This window comes from Anaeromassilibacillus sp. An250 (assembly GCF_002159845.1).
In the GTDB taxonomy this organism is placed as follows: domain Bacteria; phylum Bacillota; class Clostridia; order Oscillospirales; family Acutalibacteraceae; genus Anaeromassilibacillus; species Anaeromassilibacillus stercoravium.
Genome location: NZ_NFJK01000004.1, coordinates 208,702 through 228,967 on the forward strand (window position 1 = coordinate 208,702; position 20,266 = coordinate 228,967).

The following is a 20,266-nucleotide window of genomic DNA, read 5'->3' on the forward strand; positions in this document are numbered from 1 at the left end:
ATTTAAGAAAGGATCGAGTCCTTATCTGTGGTGATGATCCCGTCCGGGGCCTCAGCGGAAGGGGCCGGAGCTGCCTGCTTGGCGCCGGCGGGTGTGCCGGCTGCCTTGGGCTTTCTCTTTACCGGCTTTTTGGGGGCGGTCCCCTGCGGCTTGGGGGGCGGGGACGGTGCGGCGGCAGGCTTCGGCTGCGCCTGTTCCTCCAATTTTCGCCATTCAGGAATGTGCGCCGAGGCTTTGCAGTCGCGGAGCTTGGAGGATTCCGGGTGCTTGGAGTAGTCCATCTTCTCTACCTTCAGGGCTTTTTGGCCGCGGATAATGACCAGCGCCTGCGTAATCGGCAGACGAAGCACTTCATCCGGGGTGAGGACGGGTCGTTTGCCGACGCCGGAGGTCTCCCGGTATTCCGGCGTATAATTGGAGATGCGCCAGGTACCCAGCTGCTTGGATTTACTGGACACTGACACAGAGGCCAGACCAGTGCGCTCGGAGATGAATTCCGCCGTCAGGCTGTCTGTGCAGCCCAAAAACAGCTGCGCGTCGCAATTTCCAAGTATTTCCTGCCAGAGATTGAGCGGGTATCTGTTTTGGAGACCCGCAAGGTTCTGGAAGACACAGCTCATGGATATGTTTCTGGATCGAATCACACTGAGACGGCGGGAGAGGTCCGGAATGGTCCCGCAGGCAGTGAGCTCTTCCCCCAAGATATGGACGGGAACCGGCAGTTTGCCGCCCTCACAGTTCTTGTCTGCATATCGCACCAACTTGATAAAGCAGAAGGACAGGAACAGGCTTGCCAGAAAATCAAAGGTGCTGTCCTGGTCGCTGGTAACGAGGAAGTAGGCGCACCGCTCCTGGCCGGGCAGTTCCAGGTCGATCTCATCCCGGGTGGTGATCTTCTTGATGAGCTCCGACTGGAACACCTGCAGCCGGGAGCCAAGGCCGATGATGACGCCGCTGCGCACCGTGTCGCTGGCCTGCTTGAACAGGCTGTAGGGCGCTTTGGCCGGATGGGTGGGCGGCAGAACATCAAACAGGCTATCCAAGTCGGATTCCCCGTTCAGCGTCAGCAGCCGGTACACCTCGCCGATATTCCTGTTTTCTTTGGCATAGCTCTGGTCCACATAGAGGACGAGGGCTTTCAGCAGGTTCATCTCACAGGAGTCCCAGAAGTGGTCGCCCTTGCCGGTGCTGTTGGTGTTCTTGATAATGACATCCACAAAAAGCTGCGCCATCAGTTCCTGCCCTTCCACTTCGGAAAGGCAGTTCCAGCTGTCTGAGTTTTCCGGCAGCACCAAGTTGAAAACCTTGACGCAATAGCCCTGATCCCGCAGGTATTCGCTGGATTTTTCATAGAGTTCGCTTTTCGGATCTGAAATGATCAGCGATTCCCCACGGATTACCGCCTGAAGGATGCGGTTCATACAGAACGACCGGGTCTTCATGCTTCCGCTGGAGCCGTACACGGCCAGGTTGCCGTTGATACGGGGATTCTCGGGAATACAGACGGCTTTCCCGTCCAGCATCCCCAGTACAATACCTTTGTGCTTGCGCAGGTCCGGCACCAGATCCAGTACACCCTTCATTTCCTTGCGGCCCATCCAGCCGGAGGTGCCGTAGGTGCCCTTGGCCGAATAGACAAAGTTCCGGTCCGTGTCATACTCGCCGGTATCACTGTAGCCCATCCGCATGACCATGAGCAGCAGGATCGCCAGCAGGCCAATGCAGATCAGCACCCCGTACACCCCATAGGGCGGATGGAGAACAGAGGTCAGGCAGGTAAAAAAATCGGGCGACGCTGCCGCCGGAGATGTGCCGTCTCCGGGGATGCCGCCGCCATGTTTCCATGCCGCGTAGTTGCCCAATATCTGCCCCAGAAAGCCGCCTGCATAGAGAATCGCAAGGATGGCGAACGGCGCAGCGATCAGGCCTGCAATGAGTTTCTTCTTATCTATGGGAACAACCTCCCCTCGAATTTTGTGAAATCAATGGTTTGAAAGCGAACCCGGCCGCCGCAGTAGCGGCGCAGCACATCTGCCTGGAAGTCAAAGCAGATCAGCGTGCCGGGACGCTCCATCAGGTCGAGAGAGGTGTTAAAGCGTGTGATCCGGGGCAAATCGCAGAAGTAGCCGAACAGCACCGGCGTGCCGTCCCGCTCCGCAGCATCCTGCTCTATGGCCCTTCCGGCATTTCCGGTAATCAAGCCCTGGGACAGAATGCGGTTAAGCTCTGCGGTTTTCAAGGGGTCACACAGTAAAGCAAGGATCACCTCCCCCTGGTGGTTATTTGTGAGAAAATAAAAATGGTCGTAGCTGCCGTCCAGCATGAAATAGTCGTGCTTGGCCCCGCCGGTACTGGTGAGCATCTGGTAGGCCAGTTCCATGCTGTCGCCCAGCACCAGCCCATGCACATCTTCGGCGCGGTACTGCCCGGCCAGACGCTGCTGGCACAGGACACTCCACATCAGCGCCTTTACCCGCATCTCAGACTTGCAGCGCCATTTCATCAGGGCTGCGCTGCTGTTGTAGGTGACAAAAATGCCGGTGGGCGCCAGAAGCACCCCTGCGAACCGGGAGCTTCGCACCTGCGTGGTGTCGATCCCCATTTCCTTGACTTCACGGGAACTGTAAAAGGCGGGATACTCGATGGCTTCGCCACAATAGCCCTGCGGCGAAAAGACCTTCGGCTTTTCATCCTGAAAAAGCCCAATCCCCGCATTGTCCATCGTGACATAGGTTTCCGCGAGGCGGTGGAGCCGGAGCCGCCGGTTCACCTCGCTCTTGAGGCGGTTGGTGTCGGTGTCGCCGGTCAGGTAGGAAGAGAAACGCTCCGGCCAGCCGTCCAGCAGGGCGGCCTTGGCTTTTGCCCCCAGCCGATAGCCACGGAGCCTGTCACGGTAGTAGGTCCGTAGCAGCCCGCTCTTTTTGAGCGAGGTCACGACCGCCTCCAAATAGTAGAGGCTGGCCGGGAGACGGTTCAGCTGGCTGGTTGGGAACTCTCCAGAGATGGCGGTCAGCGATAAAAGCCGGAACGGGAGCGTATCCGGCTGTGGAAAAGTGCGGCTGCTTTTCCCAAGGGATCACCTCCTTTGTCGGTGCTGGATTTTTACCGTAATGACTGAGAACTTCGGTAAAATAAAGCTTCTCCCAAGTGGCCGCAAGCCCGAAAATCCGGGGCTTTCGGCGGCTTCGCGGGATGTCGGGCCGCAAGGGGCCCAAAATGCTCAAAAATCCGAGATGGATTTCAGGCTTGATTTATGCTCTGCAAGCCAACCGGGAAAGCGGTGCTTCTCCATGACGAAAATCATCGTGCAGTCCTGCTCGCCCAGCTCGGCGGTGTTATAGGCATCACACAGCAGGCCGGTATCATCAGCCATTACAAAAGAGGACAGCAGATCTAAAATCTGCTTTTCCTCCAAGTTGTCATAGTCGCGCACCCGCCTGGTGGGGAGCGCCTGGTCATACACCTGGGCGAAGCAGACAACACATTCCCGGTAGTGGGGCAAAGTGTTCTCTTTGGCGTACTGCTCCAGGGCGAAATAGAGGGGGTCCAGCAGAAACTCGGCGCTCTGCCGCTGCCTGCGCTTTGGCAGAAGGCTGGGCAGCGTCACCGCAAGCACCTCGTTTTCATAGGTGATGGTGATACCGTGCATCACACTGGCGGATTTAAGGTAATCGCCCTTGCGGATTGTCGTGCTGGAATAAATCAGATGCCGCAGCCGGCAGGCAATACGCTCTGCCCGCAGCGCGGCATCGGTGGAAAGAGTCTCATAGTTATCGGGGTAACGCTGGATGTCGGTGGTGTCCATCGCATACAGCGCGTTGCTCAGCCGGGATATATCATCAAGAATACTCCCGATCCGGCGGGATATAAGTTTTCGGTCCAATCATGTGCCTCCTGCTTTCTTGAAATAGTGTGTCTGGCCGTTTTCCTCTACGGTGCAGAACCCGGAAATGCCGGGACAGTCGATTTTGGCGATCTGCGCCGGTGTATCGACCAGAATAATGCGGCGGCTGCCGCCCTTATTGCCCCGCAGGGCATGGCAGACAAGCGCCTCCTGCCCGTCCTCAACGCAGGCCACCTCGTAGAGTTCGCCATCGGCAAAGAAAACGAGCTTGACAGGAAAATCAGCGGGAGCATGGTAATCGGCCCGCTGAATGAAGTCCAGCAGGACCCATACTGCCCGGACAAGCGCCCGGTCAATTTTAGCTGACTGGCCGGCCGGGAAATAGCCGCCGCTCTCTGTTTGAAAAATGCGGCCCTGCCTCTCCAGGTGGGAGAGCAGGGCCTTTGCCGTATCTTCTTTGCCAGGGTGAAAACAAAGAAGCTGCTGTTCACTGAGGCCAGGGTACATTGTGACCGTCCGCAGCAAGTCCGCAGCCTCATTTCCATAGATTTCAGCCCTGGTCTTCATGGGGGCTCACCTCCTTTATCAAATGGCGTCATCAAGGCGTCATCGGAACGCCTTATCGAATATTGGAACGCCGGAAAGACGCCATCCGGGCGCCTTTCCGGCGCTTTTCTTCATGGAAGGCGTCATATAGACGCACACCCAGCGCAGCACATCAAAACATGGGATTCACCTCGCATATATCATTTGAACCTATGCAGATTCCTGCTCGCGGCGTTTGCGCTCCAAAATTTCACGCAATTCGCGGCGGTCGGTGGTGATCAAATCCTTTTCCAGCGGGCTGGCCTTAAATTCCACCATGATGTTATTGTTATTGGTGGAAATCAAGCCGTTGCCGCGTTCAAAGTGGGTGACCTCCATCGTTTCCGCGTCGGACAGGTGCAGGGTCTCCTGGACCCGTTCCGCCTCGTCATCCTCCAGATTGAGGATGATCTTGGTCTTGCTGTTGTTGATAATGCCTTTCCCAAAACGGCCTTCGTCCAGACTGAAAAAGTCGTTCAGGTCCTGGCTGGCGCAGACCGCTGAACCGCCATAGCCGCGGATGGTCTTGAAAATTTCCAACACGAAATCACCAGCCAGCCGGGTGCCCGTGGCGCCGGCGCCGGAAAGAAGCTGCCAGCACTCGTCGATAAAAATGGCTTTTTCCTCGGTGCGGTCGGCTTTGGCGCGGTCCCACACGAAGTCGAGCACGACAAACATCCCCACAGTCAGCAAGTCGCCGGTGAGGGAGGAAATGTCCAGTACGGTGTATTTGTTATCCAACCGCACATTGGTCTGCTTGTTAAAGGTGCTGGCGGAACCGTTCACCAGACGGTTGAGGATATGGGCCATGCGGGTGGTTTCCGGGGCGGCCTTCAAAATCTCATACAGGTCGCCCAGCACCGGCATCTCCCGGTAGTGGCCCGGATTGGCCGGGTCTTCCAGAGAGGCGTTGTCATGGGTAATGCCTTTGGCGTTGTAGGTACGGATCAGCGCCTCATCCAGCAGCTGGCGTTCCTCATGGGTCATATCGGGAATGAGTAAGCTGAAGAAAATGTGCAGCTGCTGGATCTTCGCCGCCAGTTCCGAGAGCTGGATACCGGGGCCGTCCAGCATTTCATTGACCGACCGATCCACTTTGCGGATCTCCATGACATTGATACAGTGCGGGCTTGCTGGAGAAATCTGGATAAATTCTCCGCCCACATTGGCACAGGCCCGGTGGAACTCATGCCCTTTTAGCGGCGCAATGATAAAAACGGGGATGTTCTTGCGCCTCATCCTGAGCCCCATCAGTTGAAGAGTAAAGGTCTTACCGGCGCCGCTGGTGCCCAGGATCGCCATATTGGCGTTCTTATAGATCGAGGAATTGAAAATATCCACGATAATCAGGGAGCTGTTATATTTATTGACTCCCAGCAAAATGCCGTTGTCATCGCACATCTCAAAGCTGGTAAAGGGATAGCAGCTGGCCGCGCCGCCCGTCAGCAGGTTGCGCTTGCCGCGCTCATAAAGCCCTTTCTCCATAGAGACCAGCGGGAGGGCAGAAAGAAACGCCTGCTCTTCACGGAAGTGGCAGGCGCTGACATTCATATCCTGCGAAAGCAGGAGCTTTTTCATCTCGCTGACTTTCCATTCCAGGTCTTCCACAGAGGGTGCCGTCACAGTAATCAGCAGGTTCAGGTAATAAAAATCTTCGTTGTTGGCAAGGCCCTCTTTTAAGAAATATCCGCTCCGGATGGCGCCGTCGATGTCGTCAAAATCGGTGTTCGTGTCGCTGACGTCTTTGATTTTGGAGCGGTTGATACGGAGCTGCTGGCCCACCCGCTGGATGATGCGCTCTTTGGGCTGGCGGGCAAGGAACATATCCATGTCGATACCGTCACCGGCATTGACGATCAGGCTCAGCCAGCCCGCGGGCACCTGCGTTTTATACCCGTCCGAGGGGATCAGCAGATAGGCATAGTACAATCCATCCATGCAGATATAGCGCCCGTGGGAAAAATCAATGCTTCGGGGGGCGGCAAACTCCGCTGCCGGGATATGGTCTATTTCATTCTCCCGCCCGTGCTCCATATACTGCGCCACCACCTCCTGCGCCCGTACCGACAGCGGCTTGACGGCGCTCTCGTTCCGGCACAGCAGGTTGTAGAGGACATCAACGGTAAATTCATCCTCGTTTTCAGGGGCGATGACCTCGTTTCCACACTGGCGCAGATAATTGGAGGCCGTATGGACGGCGCTCTGGAGGGACTGGATTGCTTCATCTTCCTGCTCCGACCGCCGGGTATTGGCCCAGGGCTCATACTCGAAAATCAGGAAGAACCGCCGTGTAACAGCCTCACGGGAGCCGACCTGCTGCACAAAGTTCAGGTAATCCTCCTGCATCAAGCGGCACTGCTCGTTTTCCTCATGGGCCATCTCCCGGCGCACCGTGTCCAGGTGGCGGTTGATGTCCGCGCGGCGGGTCAGGACCTTGATTTGAAGCTTGACGGGCGAGATTTTCAAGTACGAAACGAAGGAGTAGATGATATTCCTCTGCTCCCGGGCGCTCCGCAGCATAAAGTTGATAGGGACCACCTCGACCACCTTGACAAACCGATGGTCCTTGGTGTAGATAATGCCGTTCTCTACCTTCTCGATGGGCAGATAATCCGCCACCGGATTGAGACAGGCGGGCTTCTGCTCCTTGACATGGGCAGGGCGTTTAGGCAGGCGCTCCTTTTCAGGGCGCTCCTTTGCTTTCTTTTTCGCCTTATTGGCCTTGGCAGGACGCTCCTTTTTGGAATTTTTCTTGGGCCGCAGCTTTTCACGGATCTCATAGCCGCGCACTTCATCAAACTCAGCCGGGAAATCTGCCTCGCCAGACCGCCGGCGCTTCGGGGCCTTGGGCTTTTTCTCCTTGGGAGGCCGCTGTTTGAGATGCTTGCCTGCCGATTTGGAGGGCGCCGCTTTTTCCTCCGGCTGCGCACCATCACCGCCGACAACGCGGCGGTTCCGCAGGTATTTCAAAAAAATGACCAGGAATTGCGAAAGGCTCTCCCCGGATATGCCGATCAAAGCGACCAGCCCCACCGGAAGAGCAGTCAGGCACAAAATGATGATGCGGGTGGTCAGCCCAAACGGAAGGAACAGAAAAACCGGCGCCCCGATGGCAAACACCAGGATGCCGGCCTCGATTACATTCCGCGCACGGAACATACCGCCGAAAAAAGTGCCTGTTTCTATAAAATTCGGCGGTATGATATAAGTATCATGGTCGTTTTTGTTGCTCATGTATTACCTCGTTTCCGCAGCCGAGGGGCAGGTCAGCCTATGATCCAGAAAGGACCGCCTGCTCCAGCACGGCGGCTTGCTTCGTTTAGGATGATGGATAGATCCCAGAGCTGTTCGCTGCGCTTGTAGCTGGCCGGGTCCGCCACCATAATCTGACCGTCTTTCACGCCACGGAGAACGATAAAATGCCCGGATGAAGTAAAATGGCCCTCTGCCATAATCGCCACCACCAGCTTTCCTTCAGCCAGGGCGTCCAGTATCCGCTGGGGCTCGGAAGTCGTGCAGCCGGATACCGGCAGGCCCCATGCCTCAGCGGCGGCGGGTATCAAAGCGTGATAAGAGCCGCTGCTCTTGCACCAGTAGCCGTTTTCGTAAGACCACTGAGCCATCGCCACCGGGTCCACAGTTTCATCCGTGAGGGAGGATACCACAATGGACATAGCGGTAGGCCCGCACCCGTAGCCGCCGATATTGTCGGTGCCGTAGGGCTGGCTGGCATAACGCTCGTCCAGCTGGTTGAAATAGACTACCGGCGTCACGCCGTCTGTAAAGGTAACATCGCCCAGAGAGGGGATGCTGTTTCCAGTCCATTCCGTCAGGTTCTGCAGCAGGCCGTCCCCCAGGAACATGCTCAGGTTTGAGGCATAATCGGAGGCAAGCTCTTTCTGCTCGTCCGTAAGCGCAAAAATATGGTCAGCAAGATAAGACTCGCCGTTGTAGCGGATGGTGTAGACCATCCAGATCTCGGTGGTTGTGGTTTCCTCCCCGGTCTCCGGGTCTTCCGATGTGACCTCACGGCTCTCCCGCACGCTGGTATAAGAGTAGAGATGCTCTTTGTTCTCCCGCAGGACAGCGGCCAGATCATCCAGCGAAATGCTCTCAAAATCCTCATCCCGGGCAGCGCAATACTGCGAGACGATGAGATTGGCGTTATAGACGGGGCCGGCCGAATAGGGATTTTTGACCTCCATCTGGTCAGCGCCGGAAGAAGCAAAGTCTGCTTCAATGCGGGTCATCACATCGTCCAGCGCCTCGCCCAAGATAGAGTTGATGGTAAAAGTGATGTCGTTGGCGCTCTCCACGATAGCAGTTTCGCTGTTTAAGATAGGCTGTTCTGTATCCGCCGGTGAAAAAGCGTTGATCAAACCGCCGAAAATCAGCCCGGGCAGCATCAAAACAAACAGGACCGGCAGCAAAAGCAGAGTAATGATGACGGCGATGATCTTGCCGATATGCTTGCGCCCGGCCCAAACCGCCCCGGCCACAGCCCCATAGGGACCGCCGGCGGCAGCGCCCTTGGCCGCGCCGGAAATCGCCTTGCCGGCCTTGATGGCGCTCTTGACCGTATGCGCTGCGGAGGCCGCAGTGTCTACCGTTTCAGCAAAGCTGTCCTTGCGTTCTTCAGCCATCAGATCTTATCCTTTCGTTTTGGGGTGGGCGGCAGCTTCTTTACAATGGACTCGTTGTAGGCAATCGAGCCGTCCGGGGCCATGTAGGGCGTCTTATCCACTGCGTCCACCGCATACTGCTTATACCAGGCGGTGCCGTCTGCGGCGTGAACTGTCGTGTACTGGCCCTCCGGCGCAACATACTGGTCCGCATGGTACATACCGAAGGCAATGCCCTCCGGGTGTTCCGGCGTGACCTCCGTGCCGGTGATACGGCCGCCGCCGATCTCGACATTCTGGTAGGTGGGGATATTCTCTGCCCCAGGCCCAAGTGCCGTGTGGCCCATATAGGAGTGCAGGGCTTCAACAGCCTTTTCGCCGGTGATCGTGCCCATTTGGGTGATGTTCCCGGTTGCCACAGAGCCGACGGCATGATTGGCGAAATCACCGCCCTTGCTCACCGAGGAAGAATAAATGTGGCCGCCGACGCCGCCTGCAGCGCCGCCCACAAGACCGCCCAGGCCGGAAGGCTTGGCGTCCGAGGGCGTTGTGGCCGTTTTGACGGCATTGTTCGTGACATTCCGCTTGATCACACCGGCCAGACCGCCGCTGGCAAAGCCTGCGCCAAATCCGGCGGCGCCGCCTTTACCACCACCGCCATTGGCATTGACATGGGTGGAGCTGCTGCTGCGTCCGCCGCCAAAATGGTGACTGGAGAAGTTCTTAAAGCCGCCGATGCCCTTGGCCGCAATCATGGCCTCAGCCAGCATACTGCCGCCGGTGTGGCCCACATTGACGCCCAGGCTTGCCATGAATGAGTCAATCTTTTGCGAGACTTTCAGAAAGCCTATCGCGCACATGAACCAGATCAGGACATTGCCGGAAACCGTCTCCTTGCCCACAGCGTCTACCTGGGCCTGCACCTCTTCCTCGGAAATGGCAAAAGCCGGCTGGCAGAACAGGCAGGAGAGAGTCGCAATCATCAGCGCGAGGAACAAAATTTTCTTAAATTTTTTCAAAGCGCCCCTCCTTACAAAGAGAGCGGATTGGCAATAAAAGAGCCAACCATGCTCGTGAACAGGCGCAGGCACCAGGCATTCATAATCAGCAGAAAAATCTGCCCGCCCAGCATCCGGCACCAGGATTTCCAAATGTTCGATGTGGTCTGGCTTGCGCCCATTGAAAAAGCGACCGGCGCCGTATAGACCAGCACGCCCAGCAGAACATACCGTTCCGCCGCCTCCAGCAGCAATTTCAGGTAGTTCCAGGCCAGGATGATGACGAGGATCAGGGTGATCAACGCCACAGCGCCATTGGCGCAGACACCGATGATCACCAGCATGACCGAGTTAAAATCGGCAAAGCTGAGGGGCGGAAGCTCCGAATCCATGATCCAGCGGTACGGTGTGCCGCCGATGGTCAGGACAATGTTGACGATTTCATCGGAAAAGAGCGCCAGCAGGATGAAAATGACCGACCGGATGCTCAATTTGACCGGATCTTCCGCCTCAATCCCTGCGCCCAGACCGAAGTTTTTGAACAGCTGCCAGACCCAATTCAGCAGGATAATGCCGACAGCCAGCGCCACAAAGACGCTATACATCGTTTCGGCAGCGGGAAAGTACCGCAGAAACACAGCCATGTCACAGCCCAGAGCGCCCAAAACCGAAGTGGTCACAAGGTCAAGGCCGGCCATTACCTGCTCCGCGATCCATTCAACGATGCCATCCAGGATACCCATAGCTTACGCCTCCTTCCAGTGGGTATATTGCGGCGGCAATCAGCCTGTCCACTGACCACCAGAGAACAGAGGCGTCACATAAGCCATGATGAATCCAAGACCATTGAGGACGGCCCAAGTGATGCAGATACGCTTCAGCCATGCCCGGCTCTCATCGACTGTCCGGCCGGAGCGGGAAAAGTTCATGAGCAGAAGCGCCACCGAGGCGGTCACGATGGCCGCAATGGTGGAGATGGCGAGGATCTGCGTGTAGACATCCTGCATGATCTCCTTGGCCTTCGTCCAAACATCGGTTGCGGCAAAGGCCGGCTGGCAGAACATCATTGCCATCGTCACACAGAGGAACGCCGTATAGGCGATCCGGCCGATGGAAACTCGACGAGGCGGGCTGCTATCGTCTTCCCGCCGCTGCTGTTGAAGAATTTTCAGTTTTTTCAATTTGCGGACCTCCAATCCAAATGTGATGTTCGTCGCTCAAAGAAGCAAAGAATGAGCCCGCATCCGTCGTGCAGATGTGGACTCCTTCTCCGGCCAAAGACCATTTAGGCAGCAAAAAAGCACCTTGGAAAAGGTGCTGTTCGCCGCCCGTTCAGTTTTGGATACAAGTTTGAGCATATTCAGTCTAACACATAGGGATTTACGGCTCAAGGGCAGGAACGCGCCAATTTCAATCCCGAAGTGTGCCAATTATTTGCCCGCCTTTTTTTCGGTGGCTTTTGGCTCCGGGAAAAACTGCTCCAGCACATCCAGACTGTCCTTGGAGGTGTAGCCCCACAGCACCGAGCTGAGGGCGTCAATGGCCTCCCGCCGCTTGCGGTAGTAGGTGCGGAAGGAGATGTCCCGGATGTGCGGGCGCAGGTTCTCGATGATTTCCTCCACATTCTTCAGCTGCTGGGGAGAGAGGAAGGAGTAGTACAGCAGCCAGTAATACGCCTCGCCGTTCTTATGGCGGGTGCGGAGCAATTCGACTGCCGAATCCAGGAGTTTCAGCATCTTGTGGCTGCGCTCAATGCACTTGGCATGGTGCTCAATGTCACTCCCGTTCAGGTCTGCGCCGGCCAGGTAGACGGAATCCAGAAATTCCTCGATGGAAGTGCCGTATTCGATCTCGAACTTGGCCCGCACATGCTGGACGGAAATCTCCAAGCTCCAAACCACGTCGCGATATTTTTTCAGCAGTTTCCAGGTATCATGGTACAGAGGGTTCTCTGCGACATCTTTTTCAACAAATTTCTTCATGGTAAGACCTCCTGTTCAATTCTCCACCGAGGGAGAGAGTGTAAGTTCAAAAGTGGTGACCTGCTTGTTCCCGCACAGAACAGCAAGGCCGAAACGCAGCAGGGATTGCTCTCGCGCGCGGGGAAGTAAATCTTCCCGGCAGTCGCCCGATAAGGGATATAACTTGTAGCGAGAGAGCGGGCAGCCAAAGCACGAAATCCCTTGTGCCATCAGGATTTGCGCCATTTTCTGAAGGATAATTTCAATGTGCGATTTTGAAACGCTGGCGAGTTCATCTGAAACGATGACCTCATGCTCCAAGGCAGGAGCGTCGTGGCCTGCGCTGTCCTCCTTCGGGAGTTCCAGGCGTATGTTAAGCGTCATAGCGACCTCCTCTTTATCTACCATCACATCCGAGATCTCAAACATGGTGGACAGATATTTTTGCAGATAAATCACGCTGCCATGCCGGCCCGGGAAGGACATGAGGGAGAGATAGTCCAGCGCGGCCAGCTTTTTCAGGACACGGCCGACTGTCGCCCGGGACAGCCCCCAGCGGGCAGCCAGCTCCGTGTAGGTAACAAGGGGATTGCCGGTGCCGTTGCGGAAATAGACCACTGGCCCCAGGTCTGATCCCTGCACCTGATTGTCGTTGTAGATGGCGGAGATCCACAGGTCCAGCACAATGTCCATCTCGGAGCAGCGGTCTGAACTGATAAGATCGGTAGCAACAGAAACCGGCAGGAAGAAAAAGCCGGTGTCCTTCTGGCAGGGGGCATTGTATTCCAGGACCGTGTTATGCCGCGCCCAGTCGCAGATCTTATAGCGGACTACATTTCCGCGGCCCAGGGCCTGGAAAGAAATGAGGTGCTGCTTCTGTAGCCGTTCCAGCTCGGCCAGCGCCTGGCACTGGAACCGGGTGCGGAACCATTGGGACAGTTCTTTGAGGGTGCAGACCCATTCGCCGGGGTAGACGGTATAGCTGATGCCGTCGATGCGGCGGTATGAGGTGCGGAAGTTTGCGTAACTGCAAAGTACCGTAAAATAAAAAAGGCCGGAGCCTCCGCTTACGCGAATGCTCCGGTCCTCCATCAGAAAGCGGACGAACTGCCGGTAGATCCGGCAGCGTGGGTAGTCCACCACCTGTTTAATTTGTAATTGATAGGTTGGCATAGCTTTCTCCTTTTTATATATAAGGTATGAAATTGAGTTCGCCAACGAAAAAACCGTTGACTTGAATATCTTTGAGACTTATGCTATACTTGTTTATGTATGGATTTGCTTGGCAATCCTATACAAAGTTCGTGCAGTTTTTACTGTAAGTGGGGCGGTTTTCAAAATGTTCCCTTTGAAAACAATGTAGCCATTCGTTGTGCCAATTTTAAGTCGTCATTGAGCCGATTTCGTGCCAATACAACTTTCTACAACTTTTCTACAACTTTTGCCCCGAATCAGACGGAGCAGGAGGACATCCTATGGAATCCAAAAAGTTAGAAAAACCTCGTAAAAATGGCGCTTTTTCAACACGTCAGGCCGTGACGAAACCGGATGAAGAGACCGGCGGGGTGTTTCCGACGATGAAGCCGCGCGACTAAGACGAAAATTTAGGAGTTTCTACAGCGCGGATTTGCCTTTCCAGGCGATCCGCGCGTAATTTTATGATAAAGGAGAGGACATCCATGAGAAGCGATCTGATGAAAGAAGGTTCCACCCGCGCGCCGCACCGTTCCCTTTTGCGTGCGCTGGGTTTGACCGATGATGAAATGAAGCGGCCCTTTGTGGCGGTTGTCAGTGCTGCGAGCGATTACATTCCGGGCCACAGGCATCTAAAGGATATTTCGGAGGCTGTGAAGGCGGGCATCCGCAACGCGGGCGGCGTCCCGTTTGAGTTTGAGACCATCGGTGTGTGCGACGGCCTCTCCATGAACCACAAGGGCATGAAATACTCCCTTTGCTCCCGCGAGCTGATTGCGGATTCCATCGAAGTGATGCTGACCGCGCACCCGCTGGATGCGGCGGTCTTTATCCCGAACTGCGATAAGATCGTGCCCGGCATGATGCTGGCGGCCTGCCGCATGAATTTGCCGAGCATCTTTGTCAGCGGCGGCCCGATGCTCCCCGGCGAGCACAACGGGACGAAGTTTGGCCTCTCGGAAATGTTTGAGGCGGTGGGCAGCTATGCCTCCGGGAAGATCGACGCGGACGAGCTTTTGGCATTGGAAAAATCCGCGTGCCCGACCTGCGGCTCCTGCTCCGGCATGTATACGGCCAATTCCATGAACTGCCTGACCGAGGCCATCGGCATGGCGCTGCCCGGCAACGGCAGCATCCCGGCGGTCTATTCCGCGCGCATCGCGCTGGCAAAGCGGGCCGGTATGCAGGTGATGAAGCTGTTGGAACAGGACCTGCGTCCGCGCGACATCCTGACCCCGGAGGCGTTTGAAAATGCCCTGCGCGGGGAGATGGCGCTGGGCTGCTCCACCAACTCGGTGCTGCATCTGACGGCCATTGCACATGAGGCGGGCGTGCCGCTGGACATCGACAAGATCGACGAGCTGGGCCGTACAACCCCGCAGATCTGCAAACTCAACCCTGCCAGCCAGGTATTTATCACGGATCTGAACCAGGTGGGCGGCATCCCGGCGGTGATGAAGGAGCTCTCCCGCAAGGGCCTGATCCATCTGGATGCGCAGACCGTCTGCGGCACGGTGCGCGACCGTGTGGAGGCGGCGCCGGATGCGGACGGCGAGATCATCCGCAAGATCGAGAACCCGTTCCGCCCGGACGGGGGCATCGCGGTGCTCAAGGGCAACATCTGCCCGGAGGGCGCTGTGGTCAAGCAGGGCGCGGTTGCGCCCGAAATGATGCAGCATGTGGGCCCGGCCCGCTGCTTCGACTGCGAGGAGGACGCCTCCGAAGCCATCCTGGGCGGCAAGATCAAAGAGGGCGACGTGGTGGTTATCCGCTATGAGGGGCCGAAGGGCGGCCCGGGCATGCGCGAAATGCTGACCCCGACCTCGGCGCTGACCGGCATGGGCCTGGGTTCGAGCGTGGCGCTCATCACGGACGGACGCTTCTCCGGTGCGACGCGCGGCGCGGCCATCGGCCATGTATCGCCGGAGGCGGCTGCGGGCGGCAACATCGCCTTGATTCAGGACGGCGACATCATCGATGTGGACATCACGGGCCGCCAGCTCAATGTCCGCGTGAGCGACGAAGAGCTCGCCAAGCGCCGCGAAGCGTGGAAGGCGCCCGAGCAGCATCTGACCGGCTACATCAAGCGCTATGCGAGCCTCGTGACGTCCGGCTCCAAGGGCGCGGTGTTTGTAGACTAAAGGCATCGGCTTTTGCGGGTTTGCCGGAGCTGTTTTCTGAAAGAGGCATTGTTTTTTATTTCGGATTGACGGCAGGGCCTTTCCACGGGAAGCGGTGGAAGGGCCCTTTTTTGCCCCATAGCGTTGCTGCCGGGAGAGAAATGAAATCCCCGGGGCGGCAGCGGGAGGCGTTTCCGGAAAAAGAAGAGAATCATTCTAATTGTAGTACGGTTTACATTCGTGTGGGGGATGTTGTGCTACAATACAGATACCGACAAAAACGATTAAGGAGGAATATCCGATGGGAATGACCATGACACAGAAGATCCTGGCGGCACACGCGGGTTTGGACCACGTGGTGGCAGGACAGCTGATTGAAGCAAATCTGGACGTGGTGCTGGCCAACGATATCACAGCGCCGGTGGCAATCAACGAATTTGAAAAGTGCGGTGCGGACGCGGTGTTCGACAACACGCGCATTGCGCTGGTGCTGGACCACTTCACGCCGAACAAGGACATCAAGGCGGCGGAACAGTGCTTGCAGACGCGGAATTTTGCGAATAAATACGACATTAAGAATTTCTTTGATGTGGGGCAGATGGGCATTGAACATGCACTCTTGCCGGAAAAGGGCATTGTCGGCCCCGGCGACTGCGTGATCGGCGCGGACTCCCACACCTGCACCTATGGCGCGCTGGGCGCGTTCTCCACCGGCGTGGGTTCCACGGACATGGCTGCCGGTATGATCACCGGCAAGGCTTGGTTCAAGGTGCCTTCCGCGATCAAGGTGGTGCTGGAGGGCAAGCCCGGCCGCTGGGTGAGCGGCAAGGATGTCATCCTGCATCTGATCGGCGAGATCGGCGTGGACGGCGCGCTGTATAAATCCCTGGAGTTTACAGGCAAGGGTGTGGAATACCTGAGCATGGACGACCGCCTGTGCATTGCAAACATGGCGATTGAGGCCGGCGCGAAGAACGGTATTTTCCCGGTGGACGGCGTGACGTTGGAATACTGCGAGGGCCGCTTCCAGAGGCAGCCGGTCATCTTCAGTGCGGACGCCGACGCGGAGTACGATTCGACGGTCACCATCGACCTCTCCACGCTGCGCCCCACGGTTGCGTTCCCGCATCTGCCGGAGAATACCAAGACGATCGACGAGGTCGCCCGAATGGAGCCCATCGCGATCCAGCAGAGCGTGATCGGTTCCTGCACGAATGGGCGCATCGAAGACCTGCGCGCCGCTGCAAAGATCCTCGCGGGCCGCAAGGTGGCGAAGGGCGTGCGCTGCATCGTGATCCCGGGGACGCAGGACATCTATTTGCAGGCGATCAAGGAGGGCATCGCGGAGGTCTTCATCAAGGCGGGCGCTGTTTTCAGCACGCCGACATGCGGCCCGTGCCTGGGCGGACATATGGGCGTTTTGGCCAAGGGGGAACGCGCCATTTCCACCACGAACCGCAACTTTGTAGGCCGTATGGGACATGTGGAGTCTGAAGTCTACCTGGCGAGCCCCGCGGTTGCGGCGGCCAGCGCAGTAGCAGGCTATATCGCGGACCCGGACAAGATTTGAGGAGGTAGGCAACATGAATGCACATGGAATCGTACATAAATATGGGGATAACGTCGATACGGACGTGATCATCCCTGCGCGCTATTTGAATACGGCTTCCCACGCGGAGCTGGCCTCCCACTGCATGGAGGACATCGACAAGGACTTTGTCAAGAACGTGAAGCCCGGCGACATCATCGTGGCGAATAAAAACTTCGGCTGCGGCTCTTCCAGAGAGCATGCGCCGATTGCGATCAAGGCCAGCGGCGTTTCCTGCGTGATCGCATCCACGTTCGCCCGCATTTTTTACCGCAATGCGATCAACATCGGCCTGCCGATCCTGGAGTGCGACGCTGCCGCGCAGGAGATCCAGGCAGGGGACGAGGTCGAGGTGGACTTCGATACGGGCGTGATCACGGATGTGACCACGGGGAAGACCTATAAGGCGCAGCCGTTCCCGCCGTTTATCCAGAACATCATCCAAAAGGGCGGGCTGCTCAAGAGCATCACGGAAAAATAAAGATTGGAAATCAAAGGCGAGGGTTCCGGCGGAGTTGGGACCCTCGCCTTTTTATGAGAAGGCGGCCTGTTGGGAATCTTTGGGATGGTTTTCTTTTGCGCGGATGGCGCGGAAGAGGTTCCATAACAACAAATATTTTATAAAAAATACATAAAATTATAGATTTAAATAGAATTTTATAGTAATATATGATTATAAAAGCTTGCGGAAGCCAGCGATGATGTTTTTTCTGAACGGTGCGCTGGGGAGCGGCGTCCGGGTCAAAAAATTCCCCGCGCAGATAAAAGCCCTGCGTTTGGTTTTAAGAATCATTTCTTTCAAGATGCACCATTTTTCTACAAAAAGATCCGCATTGGATTTTTAATGCGCATGTGGTAAAATAGAAAAAACATGCTTCCACATGGGGAAGCCTCGTTGTGCAAAATTGGGGAAGACTTTTGAAAGGCAAAGAAAGAGGGATCGATATGAAACATTTCTATCCGCTGTGCGCGGCCGAAAGGTTGCAGGATCACAAAATCCTGGAGTACAACCGCCCGCAGGAAGTGAACATCTGCGTGTGCATGACGATCCGGGCTGGGGTGGATTTCGGCCTGCTGAAGCACTGCATCCAGTTGGAGTATGCGCGGCAGGAATCCCTGCGCATCCGCTTCACAAAACGGGACGAAAACGGAAAAGTTTTTCAGTACTTCGCTTCTTATGACCCGCGCGACATCCGTTTGGTGGACTTCCGGGGAAAATCACAGGAGGAGATCAACACGACCCTGGAGGAATGGTCCAGCCAGCCCTTTGAGCAGGTGGATTCGCCGATGAACGAGTTTATCATGGTGGCCATGCCCGACGGGTACAACGGCATCTATCTGCGCATCGATCACAGGCTGACCGACTCCACCGGCATGATCTTGATGATTAACGACATTATGGGGCTTTACTGCCACTTTGCCTACGGCGCGCCCATGCCGGAGGACCCGCCGCCATACCACCTGGCTTTGGAAAAGGACCTCGCAAAGGAGGAGAACGCATCCCGGACTGCCAAAGACCGCGCGTTCTGGGAGGAACAGGTGGCGGTCGGCGAGCCGGTCTATACGGATGTGACCGGCTGCTGGAAGCTGGATGCGTGCCGGAAAAAGTACAACAACCCGAACCTGCGCGCGGCGGACCGGGAGATGAACGACCTGCGCGTAGGGCGCGCGATTTATCATTTGGAGCCGGAGCCAACTAAGCGCCTGATGGACTATTGCATGGAGAACGAAGTCTCCATGACAAACCTGCTGCTGATGGGCCTGCGGACCTACCTTTCCAAGATGAACGACGGGGAAAAGGACGTCACGGTCCGGAATTATGTGTCCAGAAGGTCCACGCTGCTGAACAAGACCTCCGGCGGCACGCGCACCCACTGCTTCCCGTGCCGGACCATCCTGGAGCCGGAGACCGAATTCCTAGACGGCGTGCGCATGATTCAGGATTTGCAGAACACCATTTACCGGCATGTCGATTTTGACCCGCTGGAGGTCACGCGGATGTTCCAGGAGCGGTACCATCCGCCCAAGAATACCACGTATGACTCCGTAGCGTTGACGTATCAGCCGCTCCCGATGCGCTTGCAGAACGAGCAGCTGCACGGCATCCCGTTTAAGTCGGATTGGCTGACGAACGGGACGGCAATTCAAAAGGTGTATCTGACCGTGATGCACAGTGCCACCGACCTGGGCTTGCAGTTTTACTTCAAGTACCAGCTGGCGGAGCTTTCCCCGCACGATATGGAGTTGATGTATTATTATCTCATGAAGATCCTGTTTATGGGTGTAGAAAACCCGGACATGACCGTAGGGGAGATCCTGCGGACGGTATAATGGAACAGGTTGACGTTTGGCCGCGCATCCTTTGGTGCGCGGCCAAGGTGCTTTAAGGGATTCTTGGAGGCCGCGCCCGGGATACGTGTGAATAGGCTTGCAAGCCCTCCCCTATGTTCCGGGGGCTGGGGTTCCGGTGAGGCGTTCAGCCTGCGGGGAATTTATAAAATATTCATGACTTTTGCGGGGGAGTATCCTATAATATACTATAAATCCGCAAGAATGTTCGCCGGAAATATTTGGCCCTTTGACCGGCTTGGAATGGGAACGCAAGGAAGTGGGCAAACCGCGGATGGCTGTGATTGAAGGAGGGTGTTACTTATGGCATCGGGAAAAATCCTGGTGGTGGACGACGATCAAAATATCTGTGAATTGTTGCGCCTCTATATTGAAAAAGAGGGGTTCGAAGTAGTCATTGCAAACGACGGGCGGAAGGCCCTGGAAATGTTCGAGCAGGAAAACCCAGACCTGATTATGCTGGACATCATGCTGCCGGAACTGGACGGCTGGCAGGTGTGCCGTGAGATCCGGAAAAAATCGCAATGCCCGATCATCATGCTGACGGCAAAGGGCGAGGTCTTTGATAAGGTCCTGGGCTTGGAGCTCGGCGCGGACGACTATGTGGTCAAGCCGTTTGAGGCAAAAGAAGTGATCGCGCGCATCAAAGCGGTGCTGCGCCGCTTTGGGAAGAACGATGAGAACCAGGTGAAAGAAGTTAAATATGATAAGCTCAGCATCAATTTGACCAACTATGAGTTGAAGGTCAACGGCAAGGTGGTGGACACGCCGCCGAAGGAGATGGAGCTGATTTACCATTTGGCGAGCAATCCCAACCGCGTCTTTACGCGCGACCAGCTGTTGGACGAGGTGTGGGGGTTCGACTATTACGGCGACAGCCGTACGGTGGACGTCCATGTCAAGCGCCTGCGCGAAAAGCTGGAGGGCGTCTCCGACCAGTGGGCGTTGAAAACTGTCTGGGGCGTTGGTTACAAATTTGAAGTAAAGGACAAGAATTAAGGGTGG

At 56.4% G+C, this 20,266-nt stretch carries 16 protein-coding genes; 5 read left to right on the plus strand and 11 right to left on the minus strand.

The window, feature by feature from the left end:
• Positions 1 to 2 precede the first annotated feature (2 nt).
• The 11 genes from B5F54_RS05375 to B5F54_RS05425 all read right to left on the minus strand — a co-directional run bounded on the left by B5F54_RS05375 (position 3) and on the right by B5F54_RS05425 (position 13,183).
• Entirely contained in the window at positions 3 to 1,934 is a 1,932-nt protein-coding gene (locus B5F54_RS05375) for a VirD4-like conjugal transfer protein, CD1115 family (RefSeq protein WP_442856107.1), read from the minus strand.
• A gap of 14 nt (positions 1,935 to 1,948) precedes the next feature.
• Positions 1,949 to 2,935 (minus strand): hypothetical protein, encoded by a 987-nt coding sequence (locus B5F54_RS05380; protein ID WP_442856106.1) that lies wholly within the window; start codon positions 2,933 to 2,935, stop codon positions 1,949 to 1,951.
• 285 nt (positions 2,936 to 3,220) lie between these two features.
• Positions 3,221 to 3,883, minus strand: a complete 663-nt coding sequence (locus B5F54_RS05385; RefSeq protein WP_006573834.1) for a DUF6100 family protein — start codon at positions 3,881 to 3,883, stop codon at positions 3,221 to 3,223.
• Complete coding sequence (locus B5F54_RS05390) at positions 3,884 to 4,411, minus strand: DUF5697 family protein (RefSeq protein WP_058963692.1); 528 nt, start codon at positions 4,409 to 4,411, stop codon at positions 3,884 to 3,886.
• Between the two features lie 189 nt (positions 4,412 to 4,600).
• Positions 4,601 to 7,663 (minus strand): PrgI family protein, encoded by a 3,063-nt coding sequence (locus tag B5F54_RS05395; RefSeq protein WP_087231546.1) that lies wholly within the window; start codon positions 7,661 to 7,663, stop codon positions 4,601 to 4,603.
• Between the two features lie 32 nt (positions 7,664 to 7,695).
• On the minus strand, positions 7,696 to 9,072 hold the full coding sequence (locus tag B5F54_RS05400) for a C39 family peptidase (RefSeq protein WP_087231549.1): 1,377 nt from the start codon (positions 9,070 to 9,072) through the stop codon (positions 7,696 to 7,698).
• Complete coding sequence (locus B5F54_RS05405; protein ID WP_087231552.1) at positions 9,072 to 10,070, minus strand: hypothetical protein; 999 nt, start codon at positions 10,068 to 10,070, stop codon at positions 9,072 to 9,074. The genes B5F54_RS05400 and B5F54_RS05405 overlap by 1 nt, the downstream gene beginning before the upstream one ends.
• Positions 10,071 to 10,081: 11 nt before the next feature.
• Positions 10,082 to 10,792 (minus strand): hypothetical protein, encoded by a 711-nt coding sequence (locus tag B5F54_RS05410; protein ID WP_006573828.1) that lies wholly within the window; start codon positions 10,790 to 10,792, stop codon positions 10,082 to 10,084.
• Between the two features lie 39 nt (positions 10,793 to 10,831).
• Positions 10,832 to 11,230 (minus strand): fimbrial protein, encoded by a 399-nt coding sequence (locus B5F54_RS05415; RefSeq protein WP_204217826.1) that lies wholly within the window; start codon positions 11,228 to 11,230, stop codon positions 10,832 to 10,834.
• A 249-nt stretch (positions 11,231 to 11,479) separates the two neighbouring features.
• A complete protein-coding gene (locus B5F54_RS05420) occupies positions 11,480 to 12,031 on the minus strand; it encodes a hypothetical protein (protein WP_058963687.1) in 552 nt (183 codons plus the stop codon).
• 15 nt (positions 12,032 to 12,046) lie between these two features.
• Positions 12,047 to 13,183 carry a MarR family transcriptional regulator gene (locus B5F54_RS05425; RefSeq protein WP_087231558.1) on the minus strand — a complete coding sequence of 379 codons (1,137 nt, stop codon included), beginning with the start codon at positions 13,181 to 13,183 and terminating at the stop codon, positions 12,047 to 12,049.
• 506 nt (positions 13,184 to 13,689) lie between these two features.
• On the opposite strand from B5F54_RS05425, the gene ilvD reads away from it, so the two are divergent.
• From ilvD to B5F54_RS05450, 5 genes are all read left to right on the plus strand, one after another.
• The gene (gene ilvD, locus B5F54_RS05430; RefSeq protein ID WP_087231561.1) at positions 13,690 to 15,345 is read left to right on the plus strand and encodes a dihydroxy-acid dehydratase; all 1,656 of its coding nucleotides are present in this window, start codon (positions 13,690 to 13,692) and stop codon (positions 15,343 to 15,345) included.
• 280 nt (positions 15,346 to 15,625) lie between these two features.
• Complete coding sequence (gene leuC / locus B5F54_RS05435; protein WP_087231564.1) at positions 15,626 to 16,894, plus strand: 3-isopropylmalate dehydratase large subunit; 1,269 nt, start codon at positions 15,626 to 15,628, stop codon at positions 16,892 to 16,894.
• A 13-nt stretch (positions 16,895 to 16,907) separates the two neighbouring features.
• Positions 16,908 to 17,393: a 3-isopropylmalate dehydratase small subunit gene (gene leuD, locus B5F54_RS05440; RefSeq protein WP_087231567.1), complete on the plus strand. Its 486-nt coding sequence runs from the start codon at positions 16,908 to 16,910 to the stop codon at positions 17,391 to 17,393.
• Between the two features lie 464 nt (positions 17,394 to 17,857).
• Complete coding sequence (locus B5F54_RS05445; RefSeq protein ID WP_087231570.1) at positions 17,858 to 19,243, plus strand: condensation domain-containing protein; 1,386 nt, start codon at positions 17,858 to 17,860, stop codon at positions 19,241 to 19,243.
• A gap of 321 nt (positions 19,244 to 19,564) precedes the next feature.
• Positions 19,565 to 20,260, plus strand: a complete 696-nt coding sequence (locus B5F54_RS05450; protein WP_087231573.1) for a response regulator transcription factor — start codon at positions 19,565 to 19,567, stop codon at positions 20,258 to 20,260.
• Positions 20,261 to 20,266: the final 6 nt, after the last annotated feature.

What these genes read in the sequence shown, in the direction of transcription:
- B5F54_RS05390 (WP_058963692.1), bottom strand. Translation starts at nt 4,411, where the DNA reads ATGAAGACCAGGGCTGAAATCTATGGAAATGAGGCTGCGGACTTGCTG.
- B5F54_RS05395 (WP_087231546.1), bottom strand. Translation starts at nt 7,663, where the DNA reads ATGAGCAACAAAAACGACCATGATACTTATATCATACCGCCGAATTTT.
- B5F54_RS05400 (WP_087231549.1), bottom strand. Translation starts at nt 9,072, where the DNA reads ATGGCTGAAGAACGCAAGGACAGCTTTGCTGAAACGGTAGACACTGCG.
- B5F54_RS05410 (WP_006573828.1), bottom strand. Translation starts at nt 10,792, where the DNA reads ATGGGTATCCTGGATGGCATCGTTGAATGGATCGCGGAGCAGGTAATG.
- B5F54_RS05420 (WP_058963687.1), bottom strand. Translation starts at nt 12,031, where the DNA reads ATGAAGAAATTTGTTGAAAAAGATGTCGCAGAGAACCCTCTGTACCAT.
- B5F54_RS05425 (WP_087231558.1), bottom strand. Translation starts at nt 13,183, where the DNA reads ATGCCAACCTATCAATTACAAATTAAACAGGTGGTGGACTACCCACGC.
- ilvD (WP_087231561.1), top strand. Translation starts at nt 13,690, where the DNA reads ATGAGAAGCGATCTGATGAAAGAAGGTTCCACCCGCGCGCCGCACCGT.
- leuC (WP_087231564.1), top strand. Translation starts at nt 15,626, where the DNA reads ATGGGAATGACCATGACACAGAAGATCCTGGCGGCACACGCGGGTTTG.
- leuD (WP_087231567.1), top strand. Translation starts at nt 16,908, where the DNA reads ATGAATGCACATGGAATCGTACATAAATATGGGGATAACGTCGATACG.
- B5F54_RS05445 (WP_087231570.1), top strand. Translation starts at nt 17,858, where the DNA reads ATGAAACATTTCTATCCGCTGTGCGCGGCCGAAAGGTTGCAGGATCAC.
- B5F54_RS05450 (WP_087231573.1), top strand. Translation starts at nt 19,565, where the DNA reads ATGGCATCGGGAAAAATCCTGGTGGTGGACGACGATCAAAATATCTGT.